Raw genomic sequence first — 26341 nt, 5'->3', positions numbered from 1 at the left:
TTTTACCCAGTTGTAAAAAGTTCCTGGCTTGATATCATGTTCCACACACCATTGATGATCTGTCAATCCACTTTGACGGCATTCCATGATGAGACGGTATTGTTCTTCGACAGGTATTCTTTTGCTTTTCATGAGCACACCTCCATAACTTGAATAGAGTAAAATGCTCGCACCTATCATTTCTAGCAAGAAAAGATGAAGTAAAATGCTTGCATTCTCTATTGATTATTATGGGATATTTTTTAGGGCAACACAATCCGTCGAATTATTTTGCACTTACAAAGAAAACACCGATCTGCCGGAGATTCCGGATGAAAAACAGATCGATGATTTCATGGCCAGTGTGCATGAACGGATTGTGCGGGGAGAGATGTGACCGGGCCGGGGGCTTTGCCCCCCCCCCCGGAACCCGGCCACTTGATTTTCTTCTTATGATTTTTCTATGTTTTTTTATGCAACATTTTTAGCTTATCATTGCTTACTGCACAATGCTGCTTTCTTCAATCCATTCTTGAATCCTTGAAGCACTTTCGTTAAGATAGTAGGCTATTTTTTAACTTCCATTCCATTTGTGTTCATGAATACAGCCATATCTTTTATTTTTTTCATTTCTTGGTTCCGCAATTCTTCATGAGTTTCTATTTTTTTCAGAATCTCACCGCAAAGAGCATCTTCTCTTTTTTCCATTTCCTCTGCGAATTCTTTACTACTTCCTTGAATTCCATTAATCTGTAACGAAAAAAGAGTCACGATTGCCTCTTTATCGGACTCACCAAAAATAGAATACTCTTTCATTTTTCCATCATCTCGTACTTTAGTTTGTGGACAAAAGATCCCGCCAAACTTGCATTCTGCCCTATACATATAAGACATAATCTGAAAACAGTCTTCTCTTTCCGGTTTATCTGATTTATTTGAAGCAACGTTTTCCCATTCGTTTTTATATTTTGCGTCAATGATCAAGAGTGGTCTGTTTTTATCGGAAATGACCTTTTTATCGGAAATGACCAAATCAGGCTGTAGCTCTATACTTTGACCATTACAGAAAAATGTTCCAAATGATTTTTTTCCCTCTATTTGATATTTGTTTTCTATTTTCTCCTTTACAATTTGAACCAAATATCTTTCCCATATATAATTCATGTTAATTAATATACCATTGACATTCGTCCCATCGTCCTCTGGCGCAATTCCCATATACTTTAAAATCAAAATTGCCGTTTTCCGGACACTTTCCCAATCCGAATATACCGCATGCGTGATTTTTTTTCGTTCCTTCTGAACCAGTTTTCGCGCTTCCTGACGCGACACAGGCTGCATGATATTTTTTAACTGTGAGATAAAATCTTTCACCGGTGTGTATTTTTTTTCCAATTCACGCATAAGGCCCGGCTGTCTTTTTTGCAATGATGTGTATGCCGTAAGAATCATACGATTCATATCATTATCAGCAGTATATTCTCGACTGGAATAGGCAATATTTCCGTTAAATATCGGATTGAGACGAATATGGCGTGCAACATCGATTCTTCCTTTTAATTTCGAATCGTTGTTTTCATACGTTCGATATCTGCGATAGATTCCTTTTCTATAAGCCCTTGCAATTTGTATTGCGAAAATAATTGCAAGAATCAAATCCAGAATCTCCCCTCTTCCCACCGAAGGCTCTACCTTCTGAAGAATATTTGCCTTCAAACCCAGTGCTTTATTTAACATATACTTGGAAAATTCACATGACTCATTTACGTCAAAACGGCTTCTTATAAAAACCTCTTCTTTCGTTCCATCGGAGGTTATCTGCAGCAGTCCAATATATTGTTGCGTCCAATATTCTCCCTTATTGCCCTGGGTCACAATCTTAAAAGGTTCTCCAGCCGCACAGTCGTTTTCATCAAGTACAAGAATATCACTTTGTGAAACTCCATCTATTAGCTTCGCAAATCTGTCTACTCTCTCCTCGGAATCTCCTGTTTCTTTATATATACTTTGCAGCAAACTACTTTCTTTATTAATTTCTTCTGATATGCACTCTTCCAATTTTGAGTAATCTTTTAAGTAAATCATTCCTTTTCCTCTGACGGAGTATTATTCTGAGCATTCTTTTGCACCTTTTCCCACTCCTTAAACGCCTCCAAATTGCACTCATTCACAAACTTCTCTTCATTTCCTTCTCCGCGTACATACTCGTAAAGAAGAGATTCTAATCTAAGATTCCAGACTTGTTGGATCAATTCATCGGCATTTTTGCAATTATTTATCCCAGGAACATTAGCAAACTGTCCTTGGCTGATATCATAATGCCTATTCAGTCCCTGATGATCTTCTATTTTTTTATTTACAAAACTAATATACTCAGCAATTTTCGAAAATTCAGCGTCTTTGTCTTTGCAGTTACTAAAAGCTTCTTCTGGTAACATATCCTGAATAATCTTTTTGAGATTTTCCGTAGCTTTTTCTACCTCTATCTCTTTCCATATAAATCTACGTCGCAACGCAAAATCCATACTTTCGACTGAACGGTCGATGTCATTCATAGTTCCTATCACAATAACATTCTCTGGAATATAAAATCCATCTTTAAACACATCTTTTTTTTCTTTTGAATAGTAACTTCCATTTTCTGGATCATAAGTACGAAGATTTGCATACTGTGTCTGAACAGAATTTTGTGGACCACGTTTATCTGACTCAAGGCAAAACATCAACTCACCAAATACTTTTGACAAATCGGCTCGATTGATTTCATCCACAATAAAGAAATATTTATCTTGGTTTTTATCCGATTCATTTCTTTCTACAACTTTACGGCAGAATTTTTTGAAAATGCCATCAAGTTTCCGAAATTCAACTTTTCCATGTGCATCCTCCACTGGCCGAAGCCCCTCAACAAAGTCTGTGTAATCATAGGATGGATGAAATTGAACTAATTGATAATCTGAGTTTGAATCATCTTTTTTCTGATCATCTGAATTTGGATCATTTTCTTTCAAATGCTTTTTATTATTTTTTGCAAACTTTTTGGCAACTTCTTTTGCCAGTCTGGTTTTTCCTGTTCCTGGGGCACCGGTTAAAATTATTTGTGTTGCACCATTTTCTACTAAATTATATAAATCCCCGAAATCATTCTGTTTATTATCCATTTTTAATATATCCTTTCCCGGTATATTTTCTATTATTTCTCTTAAGCGCTTTGTAAAGTCCTCTTTATCAAGCTGTCTTTCTTTACCTACTTTAGCATACATTTGAGAAGGTTGTTTAACGTCATCACCCAAGTTCTGAAACCACTTTTTTTCTTCAAGATCCATCTGTCTTTCTCAGCATCCTTAGTGTCTGTATTAATCGTGTTGTAAATAATTACATAATCGCAATCGAATTCTCCTCCTTTTAACTTCAAAAGTTTCCTTTTGATATACCATTATTGCTCAAAACTTTAAACCTTTGTCTCTCAATTTTAAAATTATAAGCGCGCAAATTCGTTTTCCAGTCCTCATCCTCAATGTTAATCTTATTAACATCAAATATCTCCTTCAATTGATTTTCTGCAGCTGATTTACTCATTTTGGTTCCTTTCATGATTTTATCTAGATACTGTTCTTTTTTCATGATATCGTAATTTCATTATTTAACAACGTTACCCTTTGGCACACGCTGAATGTGTAAGCATATTCCACTCACTACCGCTCATTATACCATGTATTTTTGTTACTGTACATATTTCAGCATATGTTTTTATGCAAAAAGCTTATATTTTTTAACTGTTTTTCGCTTTTTATACATATTTTGCACAAAAAGATTGTCCCAATTTTCCGTCTTCTTTTTCTACAGTATCAGACCTGCACCTGGCTTCAACCGTTTTTCTTTTCACTTCTATCCGCAAATCACCCGCACCGCCTCACTCACTTTCCTGTCCTCCACCGTCTCATACAGTTTCATCACTTCCATTTTCTGATCCCGATCCAGCCCCTTCTTTTTTGATATGTATATTTTGCACTGCAGTTCCCCTTCCTCATCCCACGCTTTTTCATTTCTCGGACATCCATTCAAATAGTCCCATTTTTCTTCATAAAAATTTTGATTATCCCGAAAAAACCTTGAAATACAAGCACATTCGCAGGATTTCAGATTGATTTTACTACCAATTTACTACTTTTAACGGATTGCGCCTTGATATGCCGGAACATCTTGCGAGCATGAAACAACCCAATACAAACGCGACGCACTGGCGGCGCGGCACGTCGGCAATCACACAATTTCATATAGCACCGCACTGGCGGCGTTACCTTATCCCAACCGTGAAACAAGGAACGCCGCTATTTTTTTACCCTCATGTTACGCAGTAGGGGCAAAAAGAGCTTTGCTACATAAGGCTTTGCGGGTGCGGTTTTCACACAGTAAGGGATTGATACCTAAACCCTCAAAATCGCTGTTCTACTGCGTAACAAATATGCAGCAAAGGAGTTGATGAAGCTATGGCAGTTTTCCACGTGGAGAGAAACACAGGATATACGGTTATGAGCAACCACCATTTACGCAACAAGGAGCTGACCCTAAAGGCAAAAGGGCTGTTATCGCAAATGCTGTCCTTGCCGGAGGATTGGGACTATACCCTTGCGGGACTGTCCTATATCAACCGGGAAAAAATCGACGCTATCCGCGAAGCTGTCCGGGAGCTTGAAAGAACCGGATATATTCAGCGTTCAAGGGAACGCGACAAGAAAGGACGTTTGCGGGGAGCTGATTACATCATCTATGAGCAGCCGCCTAACTTGGATTTACCTACATTGGAAAATCCAACATTGGAAAATCCTACGCAGGAAAAACCTACGTTGGAAAATCCAATGCAATTAAATAAAGATATACAAAAGACTGACTTATCAAAAAAAGAAAAATCAAATACGGATTTATCAAGTAACCATTCCATTCCTATCCTTTCCCCTAACCCCTCTCCTTTGAGGGAAGAAACGGCAGAGCCGGAACGGAAAGGAACGGAAGCGGCAGACGCATACAGTGTGTATGAGGAAATCATCAAGGACAATATCGAATATGAGCATTTTATCAAGCATACCGACATTGACAGGGAACGCTTGGACGAGATTGTGTCCCTTATCCTTGAAACGGTCTGCACCAAACGAAAGACAATCCGTATCGCCGGGGACGATTACCCGGCAGAGCTTGTCAAAGCAAAGTTTATGAAGCTCAACAGCAGCCACATTGAATTTGTCTTTGACTGCATGAAAGAGAACACAACGAAAATCCGCAACATCAAGCAATATCTGAAAGCGGTACTGTTCAATGCCCCAAACACCATTGACAGCTATTACACCGCCCTTGTCAATCACGATATGTACGGCGGGCGTACTATCCAGTCGGCAAGAAGCAAGGGCATACCCGATTACACCTACAATGAGGGCGAAAGCCTGTAAAACCAAAGGAGGATTTTATTATGACACAGAAAACAGGAGCTTTGATTTTTGATGAAACGGCAGACCGTTACGACATTCGCTTTGACCTTAACGACTACTACGGAGGATTGCATTGTGGGGATTGCCTTGAAGTGTTTGTACGCGGCAAATGGAAGCCGACCCGCATGGAGTACGGGGACAACTGGTATCTTGTGGGTGTAAGGGCTTCGGATTTGAACGGGCTGCGGGTGCGTATCTAAAGGCGGCATGAAAAATGTACGCCTTATTTTTATGCCCCGAAGCGGCACACCACCCTAACAAAACCATGAAAGGAGGGATTTCATGCAAGATGAAGTCAACGAAAAAGTTGTGTCTTTAGCAATCAAAACATCTAAGCTGACAGCCGAAGTGCTGCAAAAGGCTATGAAAGCCCTGCTTGCCAAAGGCAAAGGGCAGCTAACCAAAGCCCCGCATGGGAAAATCACTATGCGGCAGCTTATGAAGCCGGGAGAAAAGGTTTCCAACATTGAGATTACCGACCAAAATATCAAAGCCTTTGACCTATCGCAAGGAAAAACGGGCTTGATTACAACGTCAAGAAGATTGAGAACGGCAAGCCGCCGACCTATCTTGTGTCTTTTAAGGGCAAGGATATTGACGTTATGACCGAAGCGTTTCGGGAATTTACCGCAAAGAAATTAGGCAGGGATAAAAAGCCCTCTATCCGCAAGCTGCTTTCCACTCTGAAAGACAAGGCTGCAGCTCTGAACGCACAGAGGGACAAAGTGAAGAAAAAAGACAGGGAGGTATCGCTATGAAGCCGGAACTTAAAAAGCTGCTTATCCTAAATGCCCCCTATCTGCTCTTTGTCTATCTCTTTGATAAAATCGGACAGGCGGTGCGGTTCTCTCCGGGGGCTGACCTTTCCGGCAAGGTGCTTTCCCTTGCAGACGGCTTTTCCGCTGCCTTTGCAAACCCGCTTCCGAGCCTTGTCCCTATGGATTTGCTTATCGGTATTGTGGGGGCTGTCCTTATCCGGCTTATGGTGTACTTCAAAGGCAAGAACGCAAAGAAATATCGAAAAGGTATCGAATACGGTTCTGCCCGTTGGGGCAACGCCGAAGATATAAAGCCCTATACCGACCCGGTATTTCAGAATAACGTGCTGCTGACACAGACGGAACGGCTTACCATGAACAGCCGCCCGAAGCAGCCGAAGTATGCAAGGAATAAAAATATCCTTGTTATCGGGGGAAGCGGCAGCGGAAAGACGAGATTTTTTGTGAAGCCCAACTTAATGCAAATGCACTCAAGCTACGTTGTAACCGACCCGAAAGGTACGGTTTTAGTCGAGTGTGGGAAGCTCTTACAGCGCGGCGGGTATCGGATAAAGGTGCTGAACACGATAAATTTTAAGAAATCCATGCGTTACAATCCCTTTGCCTATATCCGCAGCGAAAAAGACATTTTGAAACTGGTAAATACCTTGATTGCTAACACCAAAGGGGACGGGGAAAAAGCCGGGGAGGATTTTTGGGTAAAATCGGAACGGCTCTTTTACTGCGCCCTTATCGGCTACATTTGGTACGAAGCCCCGGAGGAAGAAAAGAACTTCACGACGCTGCTTGAAATGATAAATGCCAGTGAAGCCCGCGAGGACGACCCGGAATTTCAGTCCCCCGTTGACCTCATGTTTGAACGGTTGGAGGAAAAAGACCCGGAACACTTTGCCGTCCGGCAGTACAAGAAATTCCTGTTATCTGCGGGAAAGACACGAAGCTCTATCCTCATTTCCTGCGGTGCGCGGCTTGCCCCTTTTGACATTAAGGAGCTGCGCGACCTTATGGAAACCGACGAAATAGAGCTTGACACCATAGGCGACCGCAAGACCGCCCTGTTTGTTATCATTTCCGACACCGACGATACCTTTAACTTTGTTGTGAGTATTCTTTACACGCAGCTTTTCAATCTGCTTTGCGACAAGGCAGATGATGAATACGGCGGCAGGCTGCCCGTCCATGTGCGCTGTCTGTTAGACGAGTTTGCAAATATCGGGCAGATACCGAAGTTTGAAAAGCTCATAGCCACCATACGAAGCCGGGAAATCTCCGCGTCGATTATCTTGCAGTCGCAAAGCCAGTTAAAAGCAATCTATAAGGACAACGCCGATACCATAGTCGGCAACTGCGACACCACCCTTTTCTTGGGCGGCAAGGAGAAAACCACCCTCAAAGAAATGTCGGAAATCTTGGGGAAAGAAACCATTGACAGCTTCAACACTTCCGAGAACCGGGGGCGCGAGGTATCGCATGGGCTGAACTATCAGAAGTTAGGCAAGCAGCTTATGACGGAAGATGAAATTGCGGTTATGGACGGCGGGAAATGTATTTTACAGCTTAGAGGGGTGCGCCCGTTCTTTTCCGATAAGTACGACATTACAAAGCACCCCAACTATAAATATCTTTCCGACTATGACAAGAAAAATACTTTTGATATGGAGAAGCATTTAAGGCGCAGACCCGCCCTTGTGAAGCCGGACGAAGTATTTGACTACTACGAAATCAGCGAAAGCGATTTGCAGGAGGACACCGACCATGAATAGACGTATCAGAAAGAAAAAGGACAAGAAAATCACAGAAGCCATAAACGGGCTTGTTTTGATTGCTGAACGACGGGAACAGCAGCGGCAGGCTGCTATCCGGCAGTTTGTGAAACGGTGTGAAGCCCTGTATGAGCAGCAGCGAAAAGAAAGGAGGAATTGACGCAGTAACAAAGAAAAAGACAACTTGCATGATACGCGCCCCTACAAAAATTCCTATCGCCCACACTGACAACTGAATACCGCCGCGCGGCAGACACTTACACAGCGCGGGGACTTATGACCGCGGCAGTTTGAAAACTGACCGCCGTTTTTTATGCCCTTTTACGGGGCAAGCCGCATTTGCGGCAGAAAGGAGTTTTATGGAATTTTTCAACAGCGCAATCGGCGTATTACAGACTTTGGTTATCGCTCTTGGAGCAGGACTTGGCATTTGGGGCGTTATCAATCTCTTGGAGGGCTACGGAAATGATAATCCGGGAGCAAAATCACAGGGCATTAAACAGCTCATGGCGGGCGGAGGCGTTGCCTTATCGGCACTATCCTTGTACCTCTGCTTTCCGGCTTGTTCGGTTAAGCGCGGGTAGCTGCCTATGCAGAGCATACTTGACGCGATTAACGAATGGATAAAGGAAATCCTTATCGGAGCGATAAACGGTAATCTGTCAACTATGTTCGGGGACGTAAACGAAAAAGTCGGAACTATCGCAAACGAGGTAGGACAGACCCCGCAGGGTTGGAACGCAAACATTTTCAATATGATACAGACCCTTTCTGAAAATGTAATCGTCCCGATTGCGGGGCTTGTCATTACCTATGTCCTATGCTACGAGCTTATCAGCATGGTAACGGAAAAGAACAATATGCACGACATAGAAACATTCATGTTCTTTAAGTGGATATTCAAAGCCTTTGTCGCGGTGTTTATCGTAACCAACACGTTCAACATCACAATGGCGGTTTTTGATATGGCGCAGCATATCGTTTCCGGCGCAGCGGGGGTTATCGGCGGCGATACGAATATCGACGTTGCCGAAGCCCTTGCCGCCATGCAGGAAGGGCTTGAAGATATGGAAATCCCCGAACTGCTCTTACTTGTGCTTGAAACAAGCCTTGTGAGCCTTTGCATGAAAATCATGTCCGTACTGATAACCGTTATCCTCTACGGCAGAATGATAGAGATTTACCTTTACTGTTCGGTATCGCCTATTCCATTTGCGACCATGACCAACAGAGAATGGGGACAGATTGGGAACAACTACCTAAAAGGGCTGTTCGCTCTTGGTTTTCAAGGCTTCCTCATTATGATATGTGTCGGTATTTACGCCGTACTGGTAAACGATATGATAATCGCAGACAATCTGCACAGCGCGGTATTTTCCCTTGCCGCCTATACGGTTATCCTCTGTTTTTCCCTATTCAAATCCGGCACATTGGCAAAATCCATATTCAACGCCCACTAAGGGCAGAAAGGAGGTTTTTTCTTGGCGTATGTACCTGTACCCAAAGACCTATCCAAAGTCAAAACAAAAGTCGCTTTCAATCTGACAAAGCGGCAAATCGTTTGTTTTGCGGCGGCTCTCTTAATCGGACTGCCGCTGTTTTTTTTGCTCAAAGGCAGCGCAGGGACAAACCTTGCAGCTATGGCGATGATTGTCGTCATGCTTCCCTGCTTCCTGCTTGCCATGTATGAAAAGCATGGACAGCCCCTTGAAGTGGTGGTAAGAAACGTCATTCAGACAAAGTTTACCCGCCCAAAGGAGCGACCTTACAGAACCGAAAACCTATACGCTGTCTTGGAAAAGCAGCGAAACTTAGAAAAGGAGGTATCAGCGATTGTCAAAAGGACAAACAAAAAAGACGCGGGAAGCCGCAGGAAACAGGCGTAAGCTGACCCGCGCCGAAAAGAAACAGATTGCCGAAGCTATCCGAAAGGCAAAAGGCGACGGCAAAGCCCGCACCGCACAGCAGACCATTCCCTACCTTGCCATGTACCCGGACGGTATCTGCAAGGTTACGGAAAAGAGATATTCAAAGTGCGTCGTGTTTGAGGACATCAATTATCAGCTTGCACAGGCAGACGATAAGACCGCCATTTTTGAAAACTGGTGCGATTTCCTCAACTACTTTGACGCAAGCGTGAGCGTGCAGCTTTCTTTCATCAATCAAGGAACGCAGCGGGAACAGGCAGAAAAAGCAATCTCTATCCCCGCACAGGAGGACGCTTTCAACTCTATCCGCACTGAGTATTCGGATATGCTGAAAAATCAGCTTAGTAAAGGCAACAACGGGCTTGTGAAGCACAAATACATTACCTTTACCGTTGAAGCCGATAACAAGGCGGCTGCAAAGTCAAGGCTTTCCCGTATCGAAACCGACGTGCTTAACAATTTCAAGGTGCTTGGCGTAACCGCCCGCCCCTTATCCGGCTATGAACGCTTAAAGGTGCTGCATGGGGTATTCCACCCGGAGGGCGAGCCGTTCTCCTTTTCCTTTGACTGGCTTACCCCGACAGGGCTTACTACAAAGGATTTTATCGCCCCGTCCTCGTTCCGTTTTGGCGAGGGCAGATATTTCCGCATGGGGAAGAAAATCGGCGCGGCGAGCTTCCTTGAAATCCTTGCGCCGGAACTCAACGACCGTATGCTTGCCGACATACTGGACTTGGAAACAGGCGTAATCGTCAACTTACATATACGCAGTATCGACCAGTCGGAAGCAATCAAGACCATTAAGCGCAAAATCACAGACCTTGACAAGATGAAGATTGAGGAACAGAAAAAAGCGGTTAGAAGCGGCTATGACATGGATATAATCCCGTCCGACCTTGCCACCTTTGGCAGCGAAGCAAAGAACTTGTTGCAGGACTTACAGAGCCGCAACGAGCGAATGTTTCTCCTTACGTTCCTTGTGGTAAACATGGCAGACACGAAGCGGAAACTGGAAAATGACATTTTCGCTGCGGCGGGTATCGCACAGAAATACAATTGCCGCTTGACACGCCTTGACTATCAGCAGGAAGCGGGGCTTTTATCCAGTGTGCCGATTGGGGAAAACCTTATCCCTATTCAGAGAGGTTTGACAACGAGCAGCACCGCTATTTTTATCCCCTTTATCACGCAGGAGTTATTTCAGACGGGGCAAGCCCTGTACTATGCTTGAACGCCCTTTCTAACAACATGATACTCTGCGACAGAAAGCAGCTCAAAAACCCAAACGGGCTTATCTTGGGAACACCGGGAAGCGGAAAATCCTTTGCGGCAAAAAGAGAAATGACAAACGCTTTTCTCATTACCGACGACGATATTATCATCTGCGACCCGGAAGCCGAGTATTTTTCCCTTGTGCAGCGTCTGAATGGGCAAGTGATACGGCTTTCCCCTACGGGCAGGGGCATTGACGGCAAGCCCCAGTATGTAAACCCTATGGATATAAACCTTAATTACAGCGAGGACGACAACCCTCTTGCGCTGAAAAGTGATTTTATCCTTTCCCTTTGTGAGCTTGTTATCGGCGGCAAGGAGGGGTTGCAGCCTGTTGATAAGACCGTCATTGACAGGGCTGTAAGAAATGTGTATCGCCCGTTCCTTGCAGGCCCCGACCCGGCAAAAATGCCTATCTTGGGCGACCTTTACGACGAGCTGTTAAGACAGCCGGAGCCGGAAGCTGCCCGTATCGCGGCGGCATTGGAGCTGTATGTTTCCGGCAGCCTTAACGTATTCAACCACAGAACCAACGTGGAGCTTTCTAACCGCCTTGTCTGCTTTGATATAAAGCAGCTTGGAAAGCAGCTTAAAAAGTTAGGTATGCTCATTGTGCAAGACCAGACATGGAACAGGGTAACGATAAACCGGGCAGAGAAAAAGGCGACCCGCTACTATATGGACGAATTTCACTTGCTCTTAAAAGAGGAACAGACCGCCGCTTACAGCGTGGAGATTTGGAAGCGTTTCCGTAAATGGGGCGGTATCCCAACAGCCATTACGCAGAACGTCAAAGACCTTTTGGCAAGCCGTGAGGTGGAAAATATCTTTGAAAACAGCGATTTTGTCCTCATGCTCAATCAAGCGCAGGGCGACCGTACTATCCTTGCAAAGCAGCTTAATATTTCCCCGCAGCAGATGAAGTATGTTACCCACACCGAAGCGGGCGAGGGGCTTATCTTCTATGGGAATGTGGTGCTGCCTTTTGTAGACCGCTTCCCGAAAGATACCGAGCTTTACAGGGTAATGACAACGAAGCCGGAGGAAGTTTCCGAAAGCGGAAAGTGAGGTGCAGACCATGAAGCAATATAAATCCCGCGATAAAATCACACAGAAAATGACCCGCGACGGGCTTATCGAGGTAAACGAAACACAGCAGACCGCCGAGCGTATCAGTAAACGGGAACAGGACGCGGATTTTCAAAAGTCCCCGGAGCAGCAAGCGGCGCAGGACGGGACGCAGCTTCAAGGTGTAGCGTCCCCAATTTCCCCGTTACCCCACGCGCCGGGAGCTGCCCCCGCAAGGGACACCGCCACCGCAGAGCGCGTCATGGAGCATATCGAAGTAGCGCAGACCCGCAAAGCCAGTAAAAAAGCGGTACGCAAGGCACAGGAGGAAGCCACCGCACAAACAACATCTTCCCGCTTGCAGTTTACCGAGGAAGAACTTGCCACCCCGGAACTGGAACGCTATATTGAAAAATCAAACAAAGCCGCTGACCAACTGGACGCGGCAAAGGCAGCTATCCCAAAGCAAAAGAAACTGGTTAAGGAGCGCACCTTTGACGAAGCCACAGGCAAGGCAAAGACCCGCTTACGCTTTGAAGAACAGGAAAAACCGATACCCGGCAGTAAAAAGGGAAACCCGCTGTCACGCCCCGCACAGGAAGCAGGGATTTTCGTCCACAACAAGATACATTCCGTCGAAAAGGACAATTCCGGCGTTGAGGGGGCGCATAAGTCGGAGGAACTTGCCGAGCGCGGCGCGAAATACGGGGCGAGGAAGTTAAAACAGGGCTACCGCAGCCATAAGCTGAAACCCTACCGGGAAGCAGCAAAGGCAGAAAAGGCAGCATTTAAGGCAAACGTCAACTTCCAGTATCACAAGACCCTGCACGACAACCCGCAGCTTACCTCTAACCCGCTTTCCCGTTTCATGCAGAAACAGCAGATAAAACGCCAGTATGCAAAGGCGGCAAAGAAAGGAGGGGCAAAAGCCGCAGCGGAAGCCACAAGAAAGACGGCGAAGAAAACCGCCGAGGAAACGAGGAAAGCCGCCGCATTTGCGGCAAGACACCCGGCGGGCATTTTGATTGCAGTTGCCGCGCTGCTTCTCTTTATTATGATTTCCGCAGGGCTGTCCTCTTGCGGGGCTATGTTTTCGGGCTTGACAAACGGGGTACTTGGCACGTCCTACACGTCCGAGGACAGCGACCTTGTGGCAACGGAACAGAACTACACCGCTATGGAAAATGCCCTGCAAAGTGAGATTGACAATATCGAAAGCACCCACCCCGGCTATGATGAATACCGCTACGACCTTGACAGTATCGGGCATAACCCCCACGAATTAGCGTCTTACTTGACCGCCCTCTTACAGAGCTACACCCCGCAGAGCGCACAGGCAGAGCTTGAACGTATCTTTGCCATGCAATACACCTTGACGCTGACCGAGGAAGTGGAAATACGCTACCGCACCGAAACAAGCACCGACCCGGAAACCGGGGAAACCACCACCGAGGAAGTCCCTTATGAGTATTACATCTTGAATGTGAAACTAACAAACAAGCCTATTTCCGAGCTTGCGGAGAAACTTCTTACGCCGGAGCAGCTTGAAATGTACCGGGTGTATTTGGAAACAAGCGGCAACAAACCGCTGATTTTTGGCGGCGGTTCTCCCGACGGAAGCCCGTCCGAGGATTTAAGCGGCGTGGAGTTTGTAAACGGTACGCGCCCCGGAAATCAAGAGCTTATGGAGCTTGCAAAGCAGCAAGTCGGAAATGTGGGCGGCTACCCTTACTGGTCTTGGTACGGCTTTAACAGCCGCGTGGAATGGTGTGCCTGTTTTGTATCATGGTGCTACAATCAAGCCGGAAAAAGCGAACCGCGCTTTGCGGGCTGCGAATGGCAGGGTGTCCCTTGGTTTCAGTCAAGGGGACAATGGGGCGCACGCGGCTATGAGAATATCGCACCGGGCGACGCTATCTTTTTCGATTGGGATTTAGACGGCGTTGCCGACCATGTGGGGCTTGTGCTTGGCAGGGACGGCAGCCGCGTCTATACCGTTGAGGGCAATTCCGGCGACGCCTGCAAGATAAAGAGCTATGACCTTAACTATCAATGTATCAAAGGCTACGGGCTGATGAACTGGTAAAGCAGCCCCAAAAAGAAAGGAGAAATGACCTATGGCAAACAATAAAATCGACCGTATCAATAAGGAAATCGCAAAGACCCGCGAGAAAATCACAGAGTATCAGAACAAGTTAAAAGGACTGGAAGCGCAGAAAACCGAAGCGGAAAACCTTGAAATCGTGCAGCTTGTACGAGCTATGCGTCTGACCCCGCAGGAACTGAACGCTATGCTGTCCGGCGGCGGTATTCCCGGCATGACTGCCGCACCCGCTACCGAAGCCGCAGACTACGAAGAACAGGAGGAAAATGCAGATGAAGAATAAACTGAAAAAGACCATGACTGCCCTTTGTGCCGCCCTTATCCTTATGGGCGGTTTTTCTGTCCCTGCCTATGCACAGGGCGCAGCCACAGAGCCGCCCGCTGGGAACGCGACTAATGACAGCGGCGTGATTGTGGAGGAAAAAGAGGAAACGCCGCCCCTTACCCCAAAGGGAAACGCAACACTGGTTGACGATTACGGCGGCAATAAGCAGCTTATCACTGTTGCCACCAAAAGCGGCAATTACTTCTATATCCTCATTGACCGCGCTGCCGAGGGCGAACAGACCGTACATTTCCTAAATCAAGTGGACGAAGCCGACCTTATGGCACTGACCGAAAACGGTGAAGCTGCCAAAAAGCCGGAAATCTGTAATTGTACGGAGAAATGCGAAGCCGGAAAGGTAAACACGTCCTGCCCGGTATGTGTTACCAGTATGACAGGCTGCACAGGTAAAGAACCTACCCCAACACCAACGGAGCAGCCGGAAGAACCGAAAGAAAAAGGCGGCAATCCCGGTGTGGTGCTTGCCTTAGTCCTCTTTGCCCTGCTTGGCGGCGGCGCAGCGTTCTACTACTTTAAGTTTCTAAAGCCGAAGCAGAATGTAAAGGGCGATACCGACCTTGAAGATTTTGAATTTGAGGATTACGACGAGGACGAGCCGGAAGCAGATACCGGGGAAACTTCCGAAGATGAAGAAACGGAGGAAGAAACCCTATGACCCTGTTTACCGACAATCCCTTTGAAAAGATGATGATACAGAAACCGGACGGGCGGCGTGATAATGCGCCGCCTGTTCCTTATCCCCCGGCTTGCGCTTCCTGCCCATACAAGGGGCAGTTCCCTTGTATGGGGTACTGTCTGAAACAGGTACAGAAGAAAAAAGAAACCGAGCCGGAACGCTGAAAGGAGGATTTTTTATTGACTTCACATATCTTAGTTATCGCAGAAAAGCCCAGTGTGGCACAGACAATCGCTGCCGTACTTGGGGCAAAGGAAAAGAAAGACGGATTTCTCACAGGAAGCGGCTATATCGTTTCTTGGTGCGTGGGACATTTGGTAGGGCTTGCGGAAGCTGCCGCCTATGGGGAACAGTATAAAAAGTGGAGCTATGACAGCTTACCGATTTTGCCGCAGGAATGGAAGTACACCGTTGCGGCTGACAAGGAAAAGCAATTCAAGACCTTAAAGGAGCTTATGCACCGGGCAGACGTTTCCGAAGTCGTCAATGCCTGCGACGCAGGGCGCGAGGGCGAACTCATTTTCCGCTTTGTCTATGAAATGGCGGGCTGCAAGAAACCTATGCGCCGCCTTTGGATTTCTTCTATGGAGGACAGCGCAATCAAAGAGGGCTTTTCCCGTCTGAAGAACGGCGAGGAATACGACGCGCTCTTTGCTTCCGCATTGTGTAGGGCAAAGGCTGACTGGCTTATCGGTATCAACGCCACCCGTCTTTTCTCTGTCCTTTACAATCACACCTTGAACGTGGGACGCGTACAGACCCCGACCTTAAAAATGCTTGTTGACCGGGACGCAGCGATTACCACTTTCAAGAAAGAAAAATACTATCATGTGCGCCTTACCTTATCCGATGCGGAAGCTGCAAGTGAACGAATTTCAGATAAAGCAGAAGCCGACGCATTAAAAACGACTTGCGAAGCGTCAAAAGCAGTCTGTACTTCCCTTGTGAAAGAGAAAAAGACCGCAGCCCCGCCGAAGCTCTTTGACCTTACTTCTTTACAGAGGGAAGCAAACCGCCTGTTCGGATATACCGCAAAGCAGACCCTTGACCTTGCACAAGCCCTGTATGAAAAAAGACTTCTTACTTATCCGAGAACCGACAGCGCATTTCTGACCGACGACATGGGCGACACAGCGGCGGGCATTATCAAGCTGCTTTGTGGGAAATTTCCTTTTATGGCGGGAAAAGACTTCACGCCGGAGCTTGGAAAGGTGCTGAACAGTAAAAAGGTATCAGACCACCATGCCATTATCCCGACTATGGAGCTTGCAAAGACCGACCTTGCCGCGCTGCCGGAAAGCGAAAGGAATATCCTTACCCTTGCCGGGGCGCGTCTACTTATGGCGACCGCTGCACCGCATACCTTTGAAGCGGTTACAGCAGTTTTTGAATGTGCCGGACAGTCCTTTACCGCAAGGGGCAAGACCATTCTTTGTGAGGGTTGGAAAGAGATTGACCGGAAATACAGGGCAGCCTTAAAGAACAAGCCCGAAACGGACGACGCAGACAGCGACACCGAAAAGACCCTGCCGCCATTTACCGAGGGACAGACCTTTGAAAATCCGGCGACAACGGTAACGGAGCATGACACAACACCGCCAAAGCCCCACAACGAAGCGTCGCTGCTCTCTGCTATGGAGCGCGCCGGAAGCGAGGACACCGACCCGGACGCAGAACGCAAAGGGCTTGGAACTCCCGCCACCCGCGCCGCCGTCATTGAAAAACTGGTAAAGGGCGGCTTTGTGGAGCGAAAAGGCAAGCAGCTACTTCCCACAAAGGACGGTATCAACCTTGTGTGCGTCCTGCCGGACACCTTGACAAGCCCGCAGCTTACCGCAGAATGGGAAAACAATCTGACGCAGATTGCAAAAGGCAAGGCAGACCCCGCCGCATTTATGGAGGGTATCGAGGATATGGCGCGGGAACTGGTAAAAAACTATCCGTTTCTTTCTGATGATAAAGCGCAGATGTTCAAGCCGGAACGGGAAGCGTTGGGAAGCTGTCGCCGCTGCGGTTCTCCTGTCTATGAGGGAAAGAAAAACTACTATTGCAGCAATAAAGAATGTAGCTTTACCATGTGGAAAAATGACCGTTTCTTTGAAGAACGCAAAGTAGCCTTTACCCCCAAAATTGCCGTTGCACTCTTAAAATCCGGCAAGGTAAATGTAAAAAAGCTCTATTCCCCAAAGACGGGCAAAACCTACGACGGAACTATCGTATTGGCTGATACGGGCGGGAAATATGTCAACTACCGGGTGGAGCTTCCGAAGAAAAAATAACTGAATAGCAAGCATAGGAAAAGAGTACCCTTTTCCGTAAAATCCCTGCTTTCTCTACCGAGAACGGCGGGGATTTTTGCTTGTTGGGAAGTTCCCAAACCCTCTGTTTTATGGAGGGTTTTACCCTCTGAAACCGAAGAAAGGAGGTTACACATGGCAAGTTTACGGGACACCGTAAAGGACTATCAAGAAGAATTAAGGGACGGTATCGCTTGGGTGGCATTTTGGAAAACGGGACGTTCTTGGAACGCCGAATATTTCCACCTTGAAATGGGCGATATTCTCTACCCGGAGGACAGAAGCCGCATGGAAGAAATCAAGCAGGCTGACCCTGCCGCTGTTGTGGTAAACGGCTATTATTCCGGCTATCTTGGCGAGGATATGAGCCTTGACGAGCTGACCGCCGGAGTGCGCCACCACTACGAAAACGGATATAGCAATATCGGGGAATTTATCGAAGCCCACGACGACAGGCTGCCGCCGGAGCTTATCGAGGAAGCAAGAGCCGCCGCCCACGCTGCGGGGCTTCCTTTCTCTGAAAAAGCCTACCGGGACGGCAAAGAACCCGACCCCTATCTATTTGACGGGAGTATGAGCATGGAGGACTACGCGCTTATGCACCGCATGATTGAGAAAGAAAGGAGCGAACGCATGGAACAACCGATTTTAAGCGGGTATCTTTCTAATCTTGGAAAGTATACCGAGGGCAGACCTGCGGGCGAATGGGTATCATTCCCCACGACTGCCGAGCATTTGAAAGAAGTCTTTGACCGTATCGGGATAGACGGCAAAAACTACGGAGAGCTGCACATCACAGAATACCAGTCCTCTATTGCAGGACTGGCAGGAAAATTGACCGAGCTTGAAAGCCTTGACGAACTGAACTATTTGGGCGAGCTTTTGAAAATGCAGTTTGACGACGACCGGGAAAAATTTGTTGCAGCTATGGAATACGGCGACCATACAAGGGACTTGCAGGACATTATCAACCTTGCACAAAACCTTGATTGTTACTGGCTTTATCCGTCCGTACAGAGTGAGGAAGATTACGGGCATTATCTGATTGAAGAACTGGGCGAGTTGGAGCTGCCCGAAGAAGCAAAAAAATATTTCATGTATGAGGAATACGGGCGGGACGCTGCTATCAATGACGGGGGCAGATTTACCGAGCAGGGCTATATCTACAATAACCGCAACACCTTTACAGAATGGTATGACGGGCGCGACGTGCCGGAGGAATACCGGGTAACGCCGCAGCCGCCAGTACAGGAAAAGGAACAGGCAGACCTTGACGCTGCCGCAGCCATACAAACCGCCGCCACAGAGCAGCCCCCGGTTTTCCCGATTATCCTATCTTCTGAAAAGCCCGCCGACAAAATGAAAGAGATTACCGACCGACTGGAACAAGGGATTTTAGGACTGTATGAAAGCGACCGTTACGCCGACTATCTGCGTACTATGTCTAAATTCCATGATTACAGCCTTAACAATACAATCCTTATCGCCATGCAGGGCGGCAATCTTGTGAAAGGCTATAAACAATGGGAAAAGGAATTTGACCGCCATGTAAAGCCCGGAGAAAAAGCTATCAAAATACTTGCACCGTCCCCGTTTACCGTTAAGAAACAGGTGGAAAAAATCGACCCGGACACCCAAAAGCCTGTTTTCGATAAGGACGGGAAACCTGTTACCGAGGAAAAGGAAATCAAGATACCCGCCTTTCGTGTAGTATCTGTCTTTGATATTTCACAGACCGAGGGAAAGGAGCTTCCTGCCCTTACCTATGAGCTGACGGGCAACGTGGAACAATACAAGGATTTTTTCGCCGCCCTTGAAAAGACTTCCCCGTTTGTTATGGGATTTGAAGCACTAAGCGGCGGCATAAAAGGACGCTGCAATTATGAGGAAAAGCGTATCTTCATAAACGAGGGCATGGACGAATTGCAGAACATCAAGACCGCAATCCATGAAATCGCCCACGCCACGCTGCATGATACCGCCCTTGCCATGCCGGAACGCCCCGACCGCCGCACCCGCGAGGTACAGGCGGAAAGCGTCGCCTATGCTGTCTGCCAACATTACGGGCTTGATACGTCGGACTATTCTTTTGGGTATATCGCCGGGTGGAGCAGCGGAAAAGAACTTGCAGAACTGAAAGGCTCTCTTGAAACAATCCGCAGCACCGCCGCAAAGCTGATTGATACCATAGACGGACATTTTGCAGAAATCCAAAAGGCACAGGATAAGGAGCAGACCACCGAACAGGCGCAGCCGCACAGGAAGCCGCCAAACAGCCCGAAGCAGAAGCAGCCGCGACGGAGCTTCCCGAAGAAACAGCCCCGGTACAGGAAAAAGAAACAAAGCCGGAACAGGCTGCACCCGCCGCCCCTTATTACACTATCAATGAAGCTGCCGCCAAACGTGCAAAGGATATGAACAGCTTTTCCGATTATAAGCAAGGCAGCGCGACGGCTGAATACAGGCACTATGTAGATGAAGCCGTACAAATCGCAGAAAGGCAGAAACAGCGGGTAGACCCGATGTACCATGAGAAAATCGACAGCCTGCTTGACACCTACGCCCGGAAACTGGCGGCGAACATGAACAAAGGCTATGAGATTGACGCGCGTGTTCCCTCTATCCTGATTGCGGGCGGCTCTAACTTTCCCACAAGGAAGAAAGAAAAGCAGAACGCAGCCCGCGACAGCAATTATCGGGAATGGCAGGACATACAAGGGCTTCTTGATAAAATCCGCAGCACCGGCATGGGCGGTATCAGCGCAGACGACCCACAGGCAGTACAGAAATTAGAAAAGAAACTGGAAAGCCTTGAAAAATCACAGGAAACCATGAAAGCCGTAAACGCCTATTACCGCAAGCATAAGACCCTTAACGGCTGCCCGCATTTACCGCCGGAGGAACTGGAAAAACTGAAAGCAGAGATGGCGAGCAGTTGGCATTTGGAGGACAAGCCCTTTGCGACTTGGGCGTTATCCAACAACAGCGCAGAAATCCGGCGCGTGAAAGACCGTATCAAATCCCTTTCACAGCAAAAAGAAATCGGTTTTGTCGGTTGGGAATTTGACGGCGGCAAGGTGGAAGCAAACATCGAAGCGAACCGACTGCAAATCTTCTTTGAGGATAAGCCGGACGAAGCCACGCGGGAAGCCTTAAAAAGTAATGGCTTCCGTTGGTCGCCAAAAGCCGGGGCATGGCAGCGGCAGCTTACCAGTAACGCCTACTATGCGGCTGATTATGTGAAATCTATTCAGCCCCTTACAGGGGAAAAGCCTACCGAGTTACAGCGGTCGCATATCCGGCAGCAAAAGGTAGCTGCACAGGAACAACCCGTACAGGAGCAGCCGGAACAGAAAGCCCCACAGAGCAAAGACACCTTTTCCATTTATCAGATAAAAGGCGGGGACGAAACAAGGGATTTGCGCTTTGAACCTTATGACCGTCTGACTGCCACAGGACACCGGGTAGACCCAAAAAACTATGCCCTTGTCTATTCCGCAGAGCTTACGCCGGGGACTTCCCTTGAAGATATTTACACCCGCTTCAATATCGACCACCCGAAAGATTTTAAGGGACACAGCCTTTCCGTTTCCGACGTGGTGGTACTTCATCAGAACGGGCAGGACACCGCCCACTATGTAGACAGCTTTGGTTATAAGGAAGTGCCGGAGTTTTTCAAGGAGCAGGAAAAAGCCCTCATTCCCGACGACTTGGAAACAGGCGAAACAATCAAAACACCGAGGGGGACTTTCTATGTAACCGCCATGAGCCGCGAGCAAATGGAAGCTGCCGAATATGGATTGCACCACCAGTCCGACGATGGAAAATATCTGATTATGGGGAACGGTACAAGGGCTTTTGCTGTTCCCGTTCAGCCGGAAAACTATCTGAAAGCTGCCGAGCAGACCACCGAGCAAAGTTACAACATGATTGACGGGCAGATAAACAACACCCCGACAGTCGCAGAATTGGAAGCAAAGGTAAAGACAGGAGAAACCATTTCCCTTGTTGACCTTGCTGAAGCTGTCAAGGCTGACAAGGAACGCGGCAAGGCAGCAAAAACGGAAAAGAAGCCCTCTATCCGGGCGCAGCTTAAAGCAGCGAAAGAACAGACACCGAAGAAACAGGCAAAACAGAAAACACAGGATTTGGAAAGGAGCTGACGCATGAATAAGTTTGAAAACGTGGATATTTTCGCTTCTCTTGACGCTATCATGCGGCAGAATACAGGATTTTTCCAAAGTGATTTTGACATTGACAAGGAGATTATTGCAAAAGCAGCGGCAAGCCCTAACAGAGAGGATAAGACGCTGCTATGGTTTTGCCGCCCGTCCGGGACGCATTGTTTTAAGGAGCGCGACGTGTTCCTAAAGGATACCGCCGCCCACAATACATGGTGTTTTTACAAAGAGCAGACCCGCGACCGCGTTCTTGCCTATGCCGTCGAGCTGACGGGCAGGGAGCGCGGGAAAATCAAAGGCAATCTTTATGAGCTTGACTATACAAGGCAGTATGAGCGCGTTAAGGACAATACGCTTGCCGCCGACACAGTCAAGTTGATTTATGAGCATGGGACAAGGGAGATACCCGCCGGACAGCATTTTAACGGAAATCCCGATACTTCTTTAGGGAAGTTTGAACACTTTGAAGCAGTACCCAACGACCCTGACGCGCTACAATTCCTTTTACGGGAAGAAAAGCAAAAACGGGATAAACTGACACCGGGCGACTTCAAGGAACATACCGCCGCCCTGCGTGCTGGGCTGATTGAAGCCGAAGCGCGGCGCATTGTGCAGGAAATGAAGCGCAGGGACACGCCCAATAGCCCTAATAGGACACATTTCATGGTGGAACTGTCCCCGACATTTATGCAGCTTGCGTCCTCTAAGGACACCGACCGTCTGTTTTCCATGCTGCCCTATAAGACACTTTCCTTTTCCAAAATCGAGGGCAGACATGGAACATACGCCTTGATTGATAAAAATGAAAACCGAGACACAGATATTTGCAGGGTGCGCCCCTCAATCCGGGCGCAGCTTGCCGCTGACAAAAGAAAAGCCGCCCCGAAAAAGGCGGCTGTAAAATCAAAAAATCACGAATTGGAGGTATGAGAATGATTAGACTGACCGTTGAAGAAACAAACCTGTTGAGCATTTACAATGAGGGCGGCAAGCGCGGGCTTATGGAGAACATCAACGCTGCGCTACCGTTTATGGACGAGGATATGCGTAAACTGGCGAAGCGCACCCTTGCGAAAATCGCACCTCTGACAGAAAGTGAGTATGTGGAGCTTGCCATTTTCGCCGCTGATGAAGTATGACCGGGGTTAAGCGGCTTACGCCGCCCCAAAGCCGGAAAGTCAACAGCCTTGTAAAAAAGGAGTGCTGCAACTGCGATAACGGACACTGTATTTTACTGGACGACGGGGAGGAATGTGTCTGCCCGCAGCTTATTTCCTATTCGCTTCTTTGCAAATGGTTTCAGACCGCCGTACTTCCTCTTGATAAGCTGCTGTACGCAGAGCTTTTCAAGACCGAGGATAAAAAGCGTTGTACCGAGTGCGGAGCTTCTTTTGCGTCCACCTCTAACAGCGTCAAATACTGCCCGGACTGCCGGAAGCGTATTACCCGCAGACAGGCAGCGGAGCGCATGAGGAAACGACGCGCCCTTGTTACGCAGTAGGGGCAAAAAAAGACTTGATTTACGGGGCTTTCAGTGCTTGAAAATGACGCAGCAAGGGTTTTATACCTTATCCCCTAAAAATGACGTTCTATTGCGTAACAGATACCAAAAACGCACCTACATAAAACAGGGCGCGGACAGTCTTTTGTTGGCTGTCTGCGCCCTGTTCTTTTACTTTATTCGTGCAGTCCTTCTATATCCTTTATTCGATTTCCCAATAGGATATACAGCTCTCCATTCTCTCCCCTTATAACCAGAGTATCATTTTCATCGGAATAAGTTCCATATTCCACACATTCTATATATCCGATAAGTGTATTTCCGTCCTCAAAAGTAATTTGGATTTTACTGTCTGCGTTAATATAAGTTTCTACGCCATAACTGCCATTTTCTAATGTTATTCTGTAACATGGTGTAATACCAACCATTTTCATAATTATTCCCGTTCCTTTCCTTTCTTCCGTTCCGGCTCTTTGCCTTGCCGCAAAATATGGTCTATGTTCTGTTTGATAACATCGTATTCCTTGACCTGTTTTTTCAGCTTGCCATAATCAGCGTAAAGGGCTTCTTTTTGCGCTTGTAGTTTCCCGTATTCTTCCTGCATGGCGGCAAGGTTGGGGAGTTTAGTAACGCCCGCCGCTTTCAGTGTCTTTACTGCCGCTTCATGGAGTATCAGACTGCTTTCCTGCTTTGCCCGGTATGCGTCCTTATCCTTTGCCCTGCGGTATGCTTCATAGACAGGTTTTGTCTTTTGGTAGGTAGTAACGTGCTTCATCAGCACCGCCATATCTGCAAGACGCTTTTCCACGCTCTTTAATGCGTCTGCTGTCTTTTCATTTTCCGCATTTACTTCCTCAATCCGGCTGACTAAATCTGCGTACTGCTCAATCTTATGTTCTGTCAAGAAATTCATAGTCTTTGCAGCCAGTTTCAGATTATGGATTTTCGCCCACTGTTCATAGCCCCGGCTCTCTTGTGCCTTGATACTGTTTTCAATGTCAATAAGCAGCGATACGCCGCGCTGCTCTTTGGGAGCTTTCGCCGCCTTTGTGCGCTTGCCTGCAATCCGTTCTTTGATTGATTCCTCTGTATAATCTGCACCGAGAGTTTTTAAGCGGGTAAAGCGTTCCTGTCCGGGAGCGCGGCAGGAGATATATTTTCCCGGCTTTATCTCATAACCCGCTGCCTGTAACCGCTGCAACAATTCTTCAAAACTTGCTACTTGCAGAATAAGCGTATCAACAGCAATTTTTAGCTTGCCTTTCCAACTTGTACCGACCTTTTCCGCTTGATATTCTGCATAGCTCTTTCCCTTGCTGCCTTTGCCCGGAACGACAACAGACAGCCCGTTTTCCCGGCACAGCTTATCGCTCATGTTCCGTATGCCGTAGTAACTGCGTTTGTTGGAATTGTACTTATGGTAGTCAACAAAATTGACCGCACAAAAAATGATATGGTTATGGATATGCCCTTTGTCTATGTGGGTAGTCAAGACGTATTCATGCTGTCCCTTTGTTACCGCGTCGGCAAGCTGTTTTCCGATTTCATGGGCTTTCTCATAATCCACTTCCCCCGGCTCAAAGGACTGTATCAAATGGTGGGCGAGATTGTTTCCCTTATCTATGGCTTGTGCAAGCGTAAATCCGAACTCAATGTCTGCCGTTTCATAGCTACACCCAAAAGAGGACACAAGCATTTTTCCGTCTGTTTTATCCGGGTTTTGGATATAGTCAAGGGCTTTGCTCAACGTGCTTTTAATAGGCTTAATCTTTGTAACCGCCATATCTCTGCAAGCACCCCCTTTATTTCCTCTATGTCCTCTTGGTAGACGCTGCCTATCGTATTGACACGCTTTGCAATCTGATTGACGTTGACCCCGATTTTTTGTATCTCCGCTGTCATGGCTTTTATGTCGCTATGGTCTGTCTGAATGATATACCCGTCAATGGCAATCTTGCGAAGATACGCCGCCATGTTCCGGGTAGGGACGAGCTTCATTTTCTGTTCAATCAATGCCCGTTCTTCCTCTGTTACATAGAATTTGATTTGTATTTTTCTTTTGCGTCCGTTCATGCAATCGCTCCTTTCCATTCCGAGGGGTTGGGACACTTCCCAACAAGCAATTTTCAACCGACGCACCGCAGGACGGGAGGGCGAAAATACGGAAAAGGGTACTCTTTTCCTATGCTTGCTACGAAACTTTATCCCTTACTACCTACAACACCGGGAACGGCAAATTTGACGAACTTTCCCAAAAGAAAAACGCCGCAATCTGCGACGTTTCAATCACTCTATATAAACAAAAACGAGAGAACTTTATTCCCCCGTTTCGTCGTTGTTGGCTTCCTCTATTCCTTTTGCAGTAGCAGACAGGATTTTCAAATCTTTTTCGCTCATACCGTCAAGCATAGTATCGAGCTGACGGCGGCGCGTGGATTTCTCCTGTTCCCGTTCCGGGAAAAAGAACTGGTCTACTGATACATCAAGCAGGGTTACAAGCTCATATAAAATCTGTAAACTTGGGTGCTGCCCGCTGTTCTCAATGGACGCGATATATCGGGGCGCAATATTCAGCGTATCGGCTAACTGATTGCGTGATATTCCCTTTGCTTTTCTTGCTGCTTTAATGGCTTGTCCGAAAGCCTTAAAATCAAATTTTTCTTTGTTCTGCTTCATAGTCATTTCACCCAACTACATTTTATATTTCATCTCTCTTTCAAGATATGATTACACACATCATAGTTTTGACTGAAATAAATCATATATAAACCTTGACGAAAGATGTTCAGTTATATACTATAATAGGGTTAAAGGAGGGAAATATTTGAAAGAAAGCAGATTATTCAAAATTGTATCTATAAATGAGCAAATATCGAATTTTGCACAAACTTATCCCACAAACTTAAAAGCTTCTTCGAATGAGGCGCTGCTTTTTATGAGGCGGTACAGGTTTGCAAACTGTTC

22 protein-coding genes and 4 pseudogenes are annotated in these 26341 nt (G+C 47.1%); 18 read left to right on the top strand and 8 right to left on the bottom strand.

The genetic code is table 11. From position 1 onward, the window contains the following. The 4 genes from tnpA to DXA93_RS16765 all read right to left on the bottom strand — a co-directional run. Positions 1-132, bottom strand: a 132-nt coding sequence (gene tnpA, locus DXA93_RS20780; protein ID WP_442857949.1) for an IS66 family insertion sequence element accessory protein TnpA, incomplete at its 3' end; no start/stop codon positions are given. Positions 133-546: 414 nt separating this feature from the next. Beyond that, on the bottom strand, positions 547-2064 hold the full coding sequence (locus DXA93_RS16775) for an McrC family protein (RefSeq protein WP_118594511.1): 1518 nt from the start codon (positions 2062-2064) through the stop codon (positions 547-549). Beyond that, on the bottom strand, positions 2061-3305 hold the full coding sequence (locus DXA93_RS16770; RefSeq protein ID WP_119188995.1) for an McrB family protein: 1245 nt from the start codon (positions 3303-3305) through the stop codon (positions 2061-2063). Before DXA93_RS16770 ends, DXA93_RS16775 begins: the two co-directional genes overlap by 4 nt. An 85-nt stretch (positions 3306-3390) precedes the next feature. Beyond that, positions 3391-3603, bottom strand: a complete 213-nt coding sequence (locus DXA93_RS16765; RefSeq protein ID WP_119208843.1) for a hypothetical protein — start codon at positions 3601-3603, stop codon at positions 3391-3393. An 866-nt stretch (positions 3604-4469) separates the two neighbouring features. Here DXA93_RS16765 and DXA93_RS16760 point away from each other — a divergent pair. The 18 genes and pseudogenes from DXA93_RS16760 to DXA93_RS16680 all read left to right on the top strand — a co-directional run bounded on the left by DXA93_RS16760 (position 4470) and on the right by DXA93_RS16680 (position 23377). Next, on the top strand, positions 4470-5423 hold the full coding sequence (locus tag DXA93_RS16760; RefSeq protein ID WP_117542467.1) for a DUF6017 domain-containing protein: 954 nt from the start codon (positions 4470-4472) through the stop codon (positions 5421-5423). A gap of 20 nt (positions 5424-5443) precedes the next feature. Beyond that, positions 5444-5662, top strand: a complete 219-nt coding sequence (locus DXA93_RS16755; RefSeq protein ID WP_002610290.1) for a DUF5348 domain-containing protein — start codon at positions 5444-5446, stop codon at positions 5660-5662. An 82-nt stretch (positions 5663-5744) separates the two neighbouring features. Then, positions 5745-6220, top strand: a pseudogene (locus tag DXA93_RS16750) (PcfB family protein). Beyond that, complete coding sequence (locus tag DXA93_RS16745) at positions 6217-8004, top strand: VirD4-like conjugal transfer protein, CD1115 family (RefSeq protein ID WP_117542469.1); 1788 nt, start codon at positions 6217-6219, stop codon at positions 8002-8004. The pseudogene DXA93_RS16750 and the gene DXA93_RS16745 overlap by 4 nt, the downstream one beginning before the upstream one ends. Next, complete coding sequence (locus tag DXA93_RS18050; protein WP_176702676.1) at positions 7997-8164, top strand: hypothetical protein; 168 nt, start codon at positions 7997-7999, stop codon at positions 8162-8164. Before DXA93_RS16745 ends, DXA93_RS18050 begins: the two co-directional genes overlap by 8 nt. 199 nt (positions 8165-8363) lie before the next feature. Continuing rightward, positions 8364-8578 (top strand): annotated as a pseudogene (locus DXA93_RS16740) (Maff2 family mobile element protein). A gap of 16 nt (positions 8579-8594) precedes the next feature. Further along, positions 8595-9464: a VirB6/TrbL-like conjugal transfer protein, CD1112 family gene (locus DXA93_RS16735; protein ID WP_074034364.1), complete on the top strand. Its 870-nt coding sequence runs from the start codon at positions 8595-8597 to the stop codon at positions 9462-9464. A gap of 21 nt (positions 9465-9485) precedes the next feature. Next, positions 9486-9890, top strand: a complete 405-nt coding sequence (locus tag DXA93_RS16730; RefSeq protein ID WP_069411037.1) for a PrgI family protein — start codon at positions 9486-9488, stop codon at positions 9888-9890. After that, positions 9838-12272, top strand: a pseudogene (locus tag DXA93_RS16725) (VirB4-like conjugal transfer ATPase, CD1110 family). Before DXA93_RS16730 ends, DXA93_RS16725 begins: the two are co-directional and overlap by 53 nt. 49 nt (positions 12273-12321) lie before the next feature. Continuing rightward, a complete protein-coding gene (locus tag DXA93_RS16720; protein ID WP_119208845.1) occupies positions 12322-14358 on the top strand; it encodes a C40 family peptidase in 2037 nt (678 codons plus the stop codon). Positions 14359-14389: 31 nt separating this feature from the next. Continuing rightward, positions 14390-14659, top strand: coding sequence for a DUF4315 family protein (locus DXA93_RS16715; protein ID WP_054337122.1), 270 nt, complete (start codon positions 14390-14392; stop codon positions 14657-14659). Next, positions 14649-15377: a DUF4366 domain-containing protein gene (locus DXA93_RS16710; protein ID WP_199709576.1), complete on the top strand. Its 729-nt coding sequence runs from the start codon at positions 14649-14651 to the stop codon at positions 15375-15377. Before DXA93_RS16715 ends, DXA93_RS16710 begins: the two co-directional genes overlap by 11 nt. Continuing rightward, on the top strand, positions 15374-15562 hold the full coding sequence (locus DXA93_RS16705; protein ID WP_117542472.1) for a hypothetical protein: 189 nt from the start codon (positions 15374-15376) through the stop codon (positions 15560-15562). The genes DXA93_RS16710 and DXA93_RS16705 overlap by 4 nt, the downstream gene beginning before the upstream one ends. A 15-nt stretch (positions 15563-15577) precedes the next feature. After that, positions 15578-17677: a DNA topoisomerase 3 gene (locus DXA93_RS16700; protein ID WP_237987037.1), complete on the top strand. Its 2100-nt coding sequence runs from the start codon at positions 15578-15580 to the stop codon at positions 17675-17677. 153 nt (positions 17678-17830) lie between these two features. Further along, positions 17831-21858: pseudogene (locus DXA93_RS20335) on the top strand (antirestriction protein ArdA). Between the two features lie 3 nt (positions 21859-21861). Further along, the gene (locus tag DXA93_RS16690; protein WP_054337120.1) at positions 21862-22806 is read left to right on the top strand and encodes a hypothetical protein; all 945 of its coding nucleotides are present in this window, start codon (positions 21862-21864) and stop codon (positions 22804-22806) included. After that, positions 22803-23015 (top strand): transposon-transfer assisting family protein, encoded by a 213-nt coding sequence (locus DXA93_RS16685; RefSeq protein WP_442857948.1) that lies wholly within the window; start codon positions 22803-22805, stop codon positions 23013-23015. The genes DXA93_RS16690 and DXA93_RS16685 overlap by 4 nt, the downstream gene beginning before the upstream one ends. Then, positions 23012-23377, top strand: a complete 366-nt coding sequence (locus DXA93_RS16680; protein WP_117542475.1) for a cysteine-rich VLP domain-containing protein — start codon at positions 23012-23014, stop codon at positions 23375-23377. The genes DXA93_RS16685 and DXA93_RS16680 overlap by 4 nt, the downstream gene beginning before the upstream one ends. A 176-nt stretch (positions 23378-23553) precedes the next feature. On the opposite strand, the gene DXA93_RS16675 is transcribed toward DXA93_RS16680, so the two are convergent. The 4 genes from DXA93_RS16675 to DXA93_RS16660 all read right to left on the bottom strand — a co-directional run bounded on the left by DXA93_RS16675 (position 23554) and on the right by DXA93_RS16660 (position 26053). Beyond that, on the bottom strand, positions 23554-23811 hold the full coding sequence (locus DXA93_RS16675) for a hypothetical protein (protein WP_054337119.1): 258 nt from the start codon (positions 23809-23811) through the stop codon (positions 23554-23556). Between the two features lie 2 nt (positions 23812-23813). Next, positions 23814-25160 (bottom strand): relaxase/mobilization nuclease domain-containing protein, encoded by a 1347-nt coding sequence (locus tag DXA93_RS16670; protein WP_117542476.1) that lies wholly within the window; start codon positions 25158-25160, stop codon positions 23814-23816. Continuing rightward, the gene (locus DXA93_RS16665) at positions 25121-25450 is read right to left on the bottom strand and encodes a plasmid mobilization protein (RefSeq protein ID WP_054337118.1); all 330 of its coding nucleotides are present in this window, start codon (positions 25448-25450) and stop codon (positions 25121-25123) included. Before DXA93_RS16665 ends, DXA93_RS16670 begins: the two co-directional genes overlap by 40 nt. 243 nt (positions 25451-25693) lie before the next feature. Further along, the gene (locus DXA93_RS16660) at positions 25694-26053 is read right to left on the bottom strand and encodes a helix-turn-helix transcriptional regulator (RefSeq protein ID WP_286439335.1); all 360 of its coding nucleotides are present in this window, start codon (positions 26051-26053) and stop codon (positions 25694-25696) included. Positions 26054-26341: the final 288 nt, after the last annotated feature.

This window comes from Blautia sp. OF09-25XD, from assembly GCF_003482095.1.
GTDB classification, from domain to species: domain Bacteria; phylum Bacillota; class Clostridia; order Lachnospirales; family Lachnospiraceae; genus Fusicatenibacter; species Fusicatenibacter saccharivorans.
This window is presented reverse-complemented; position numbering and strand designations above follow the sequence as displayed.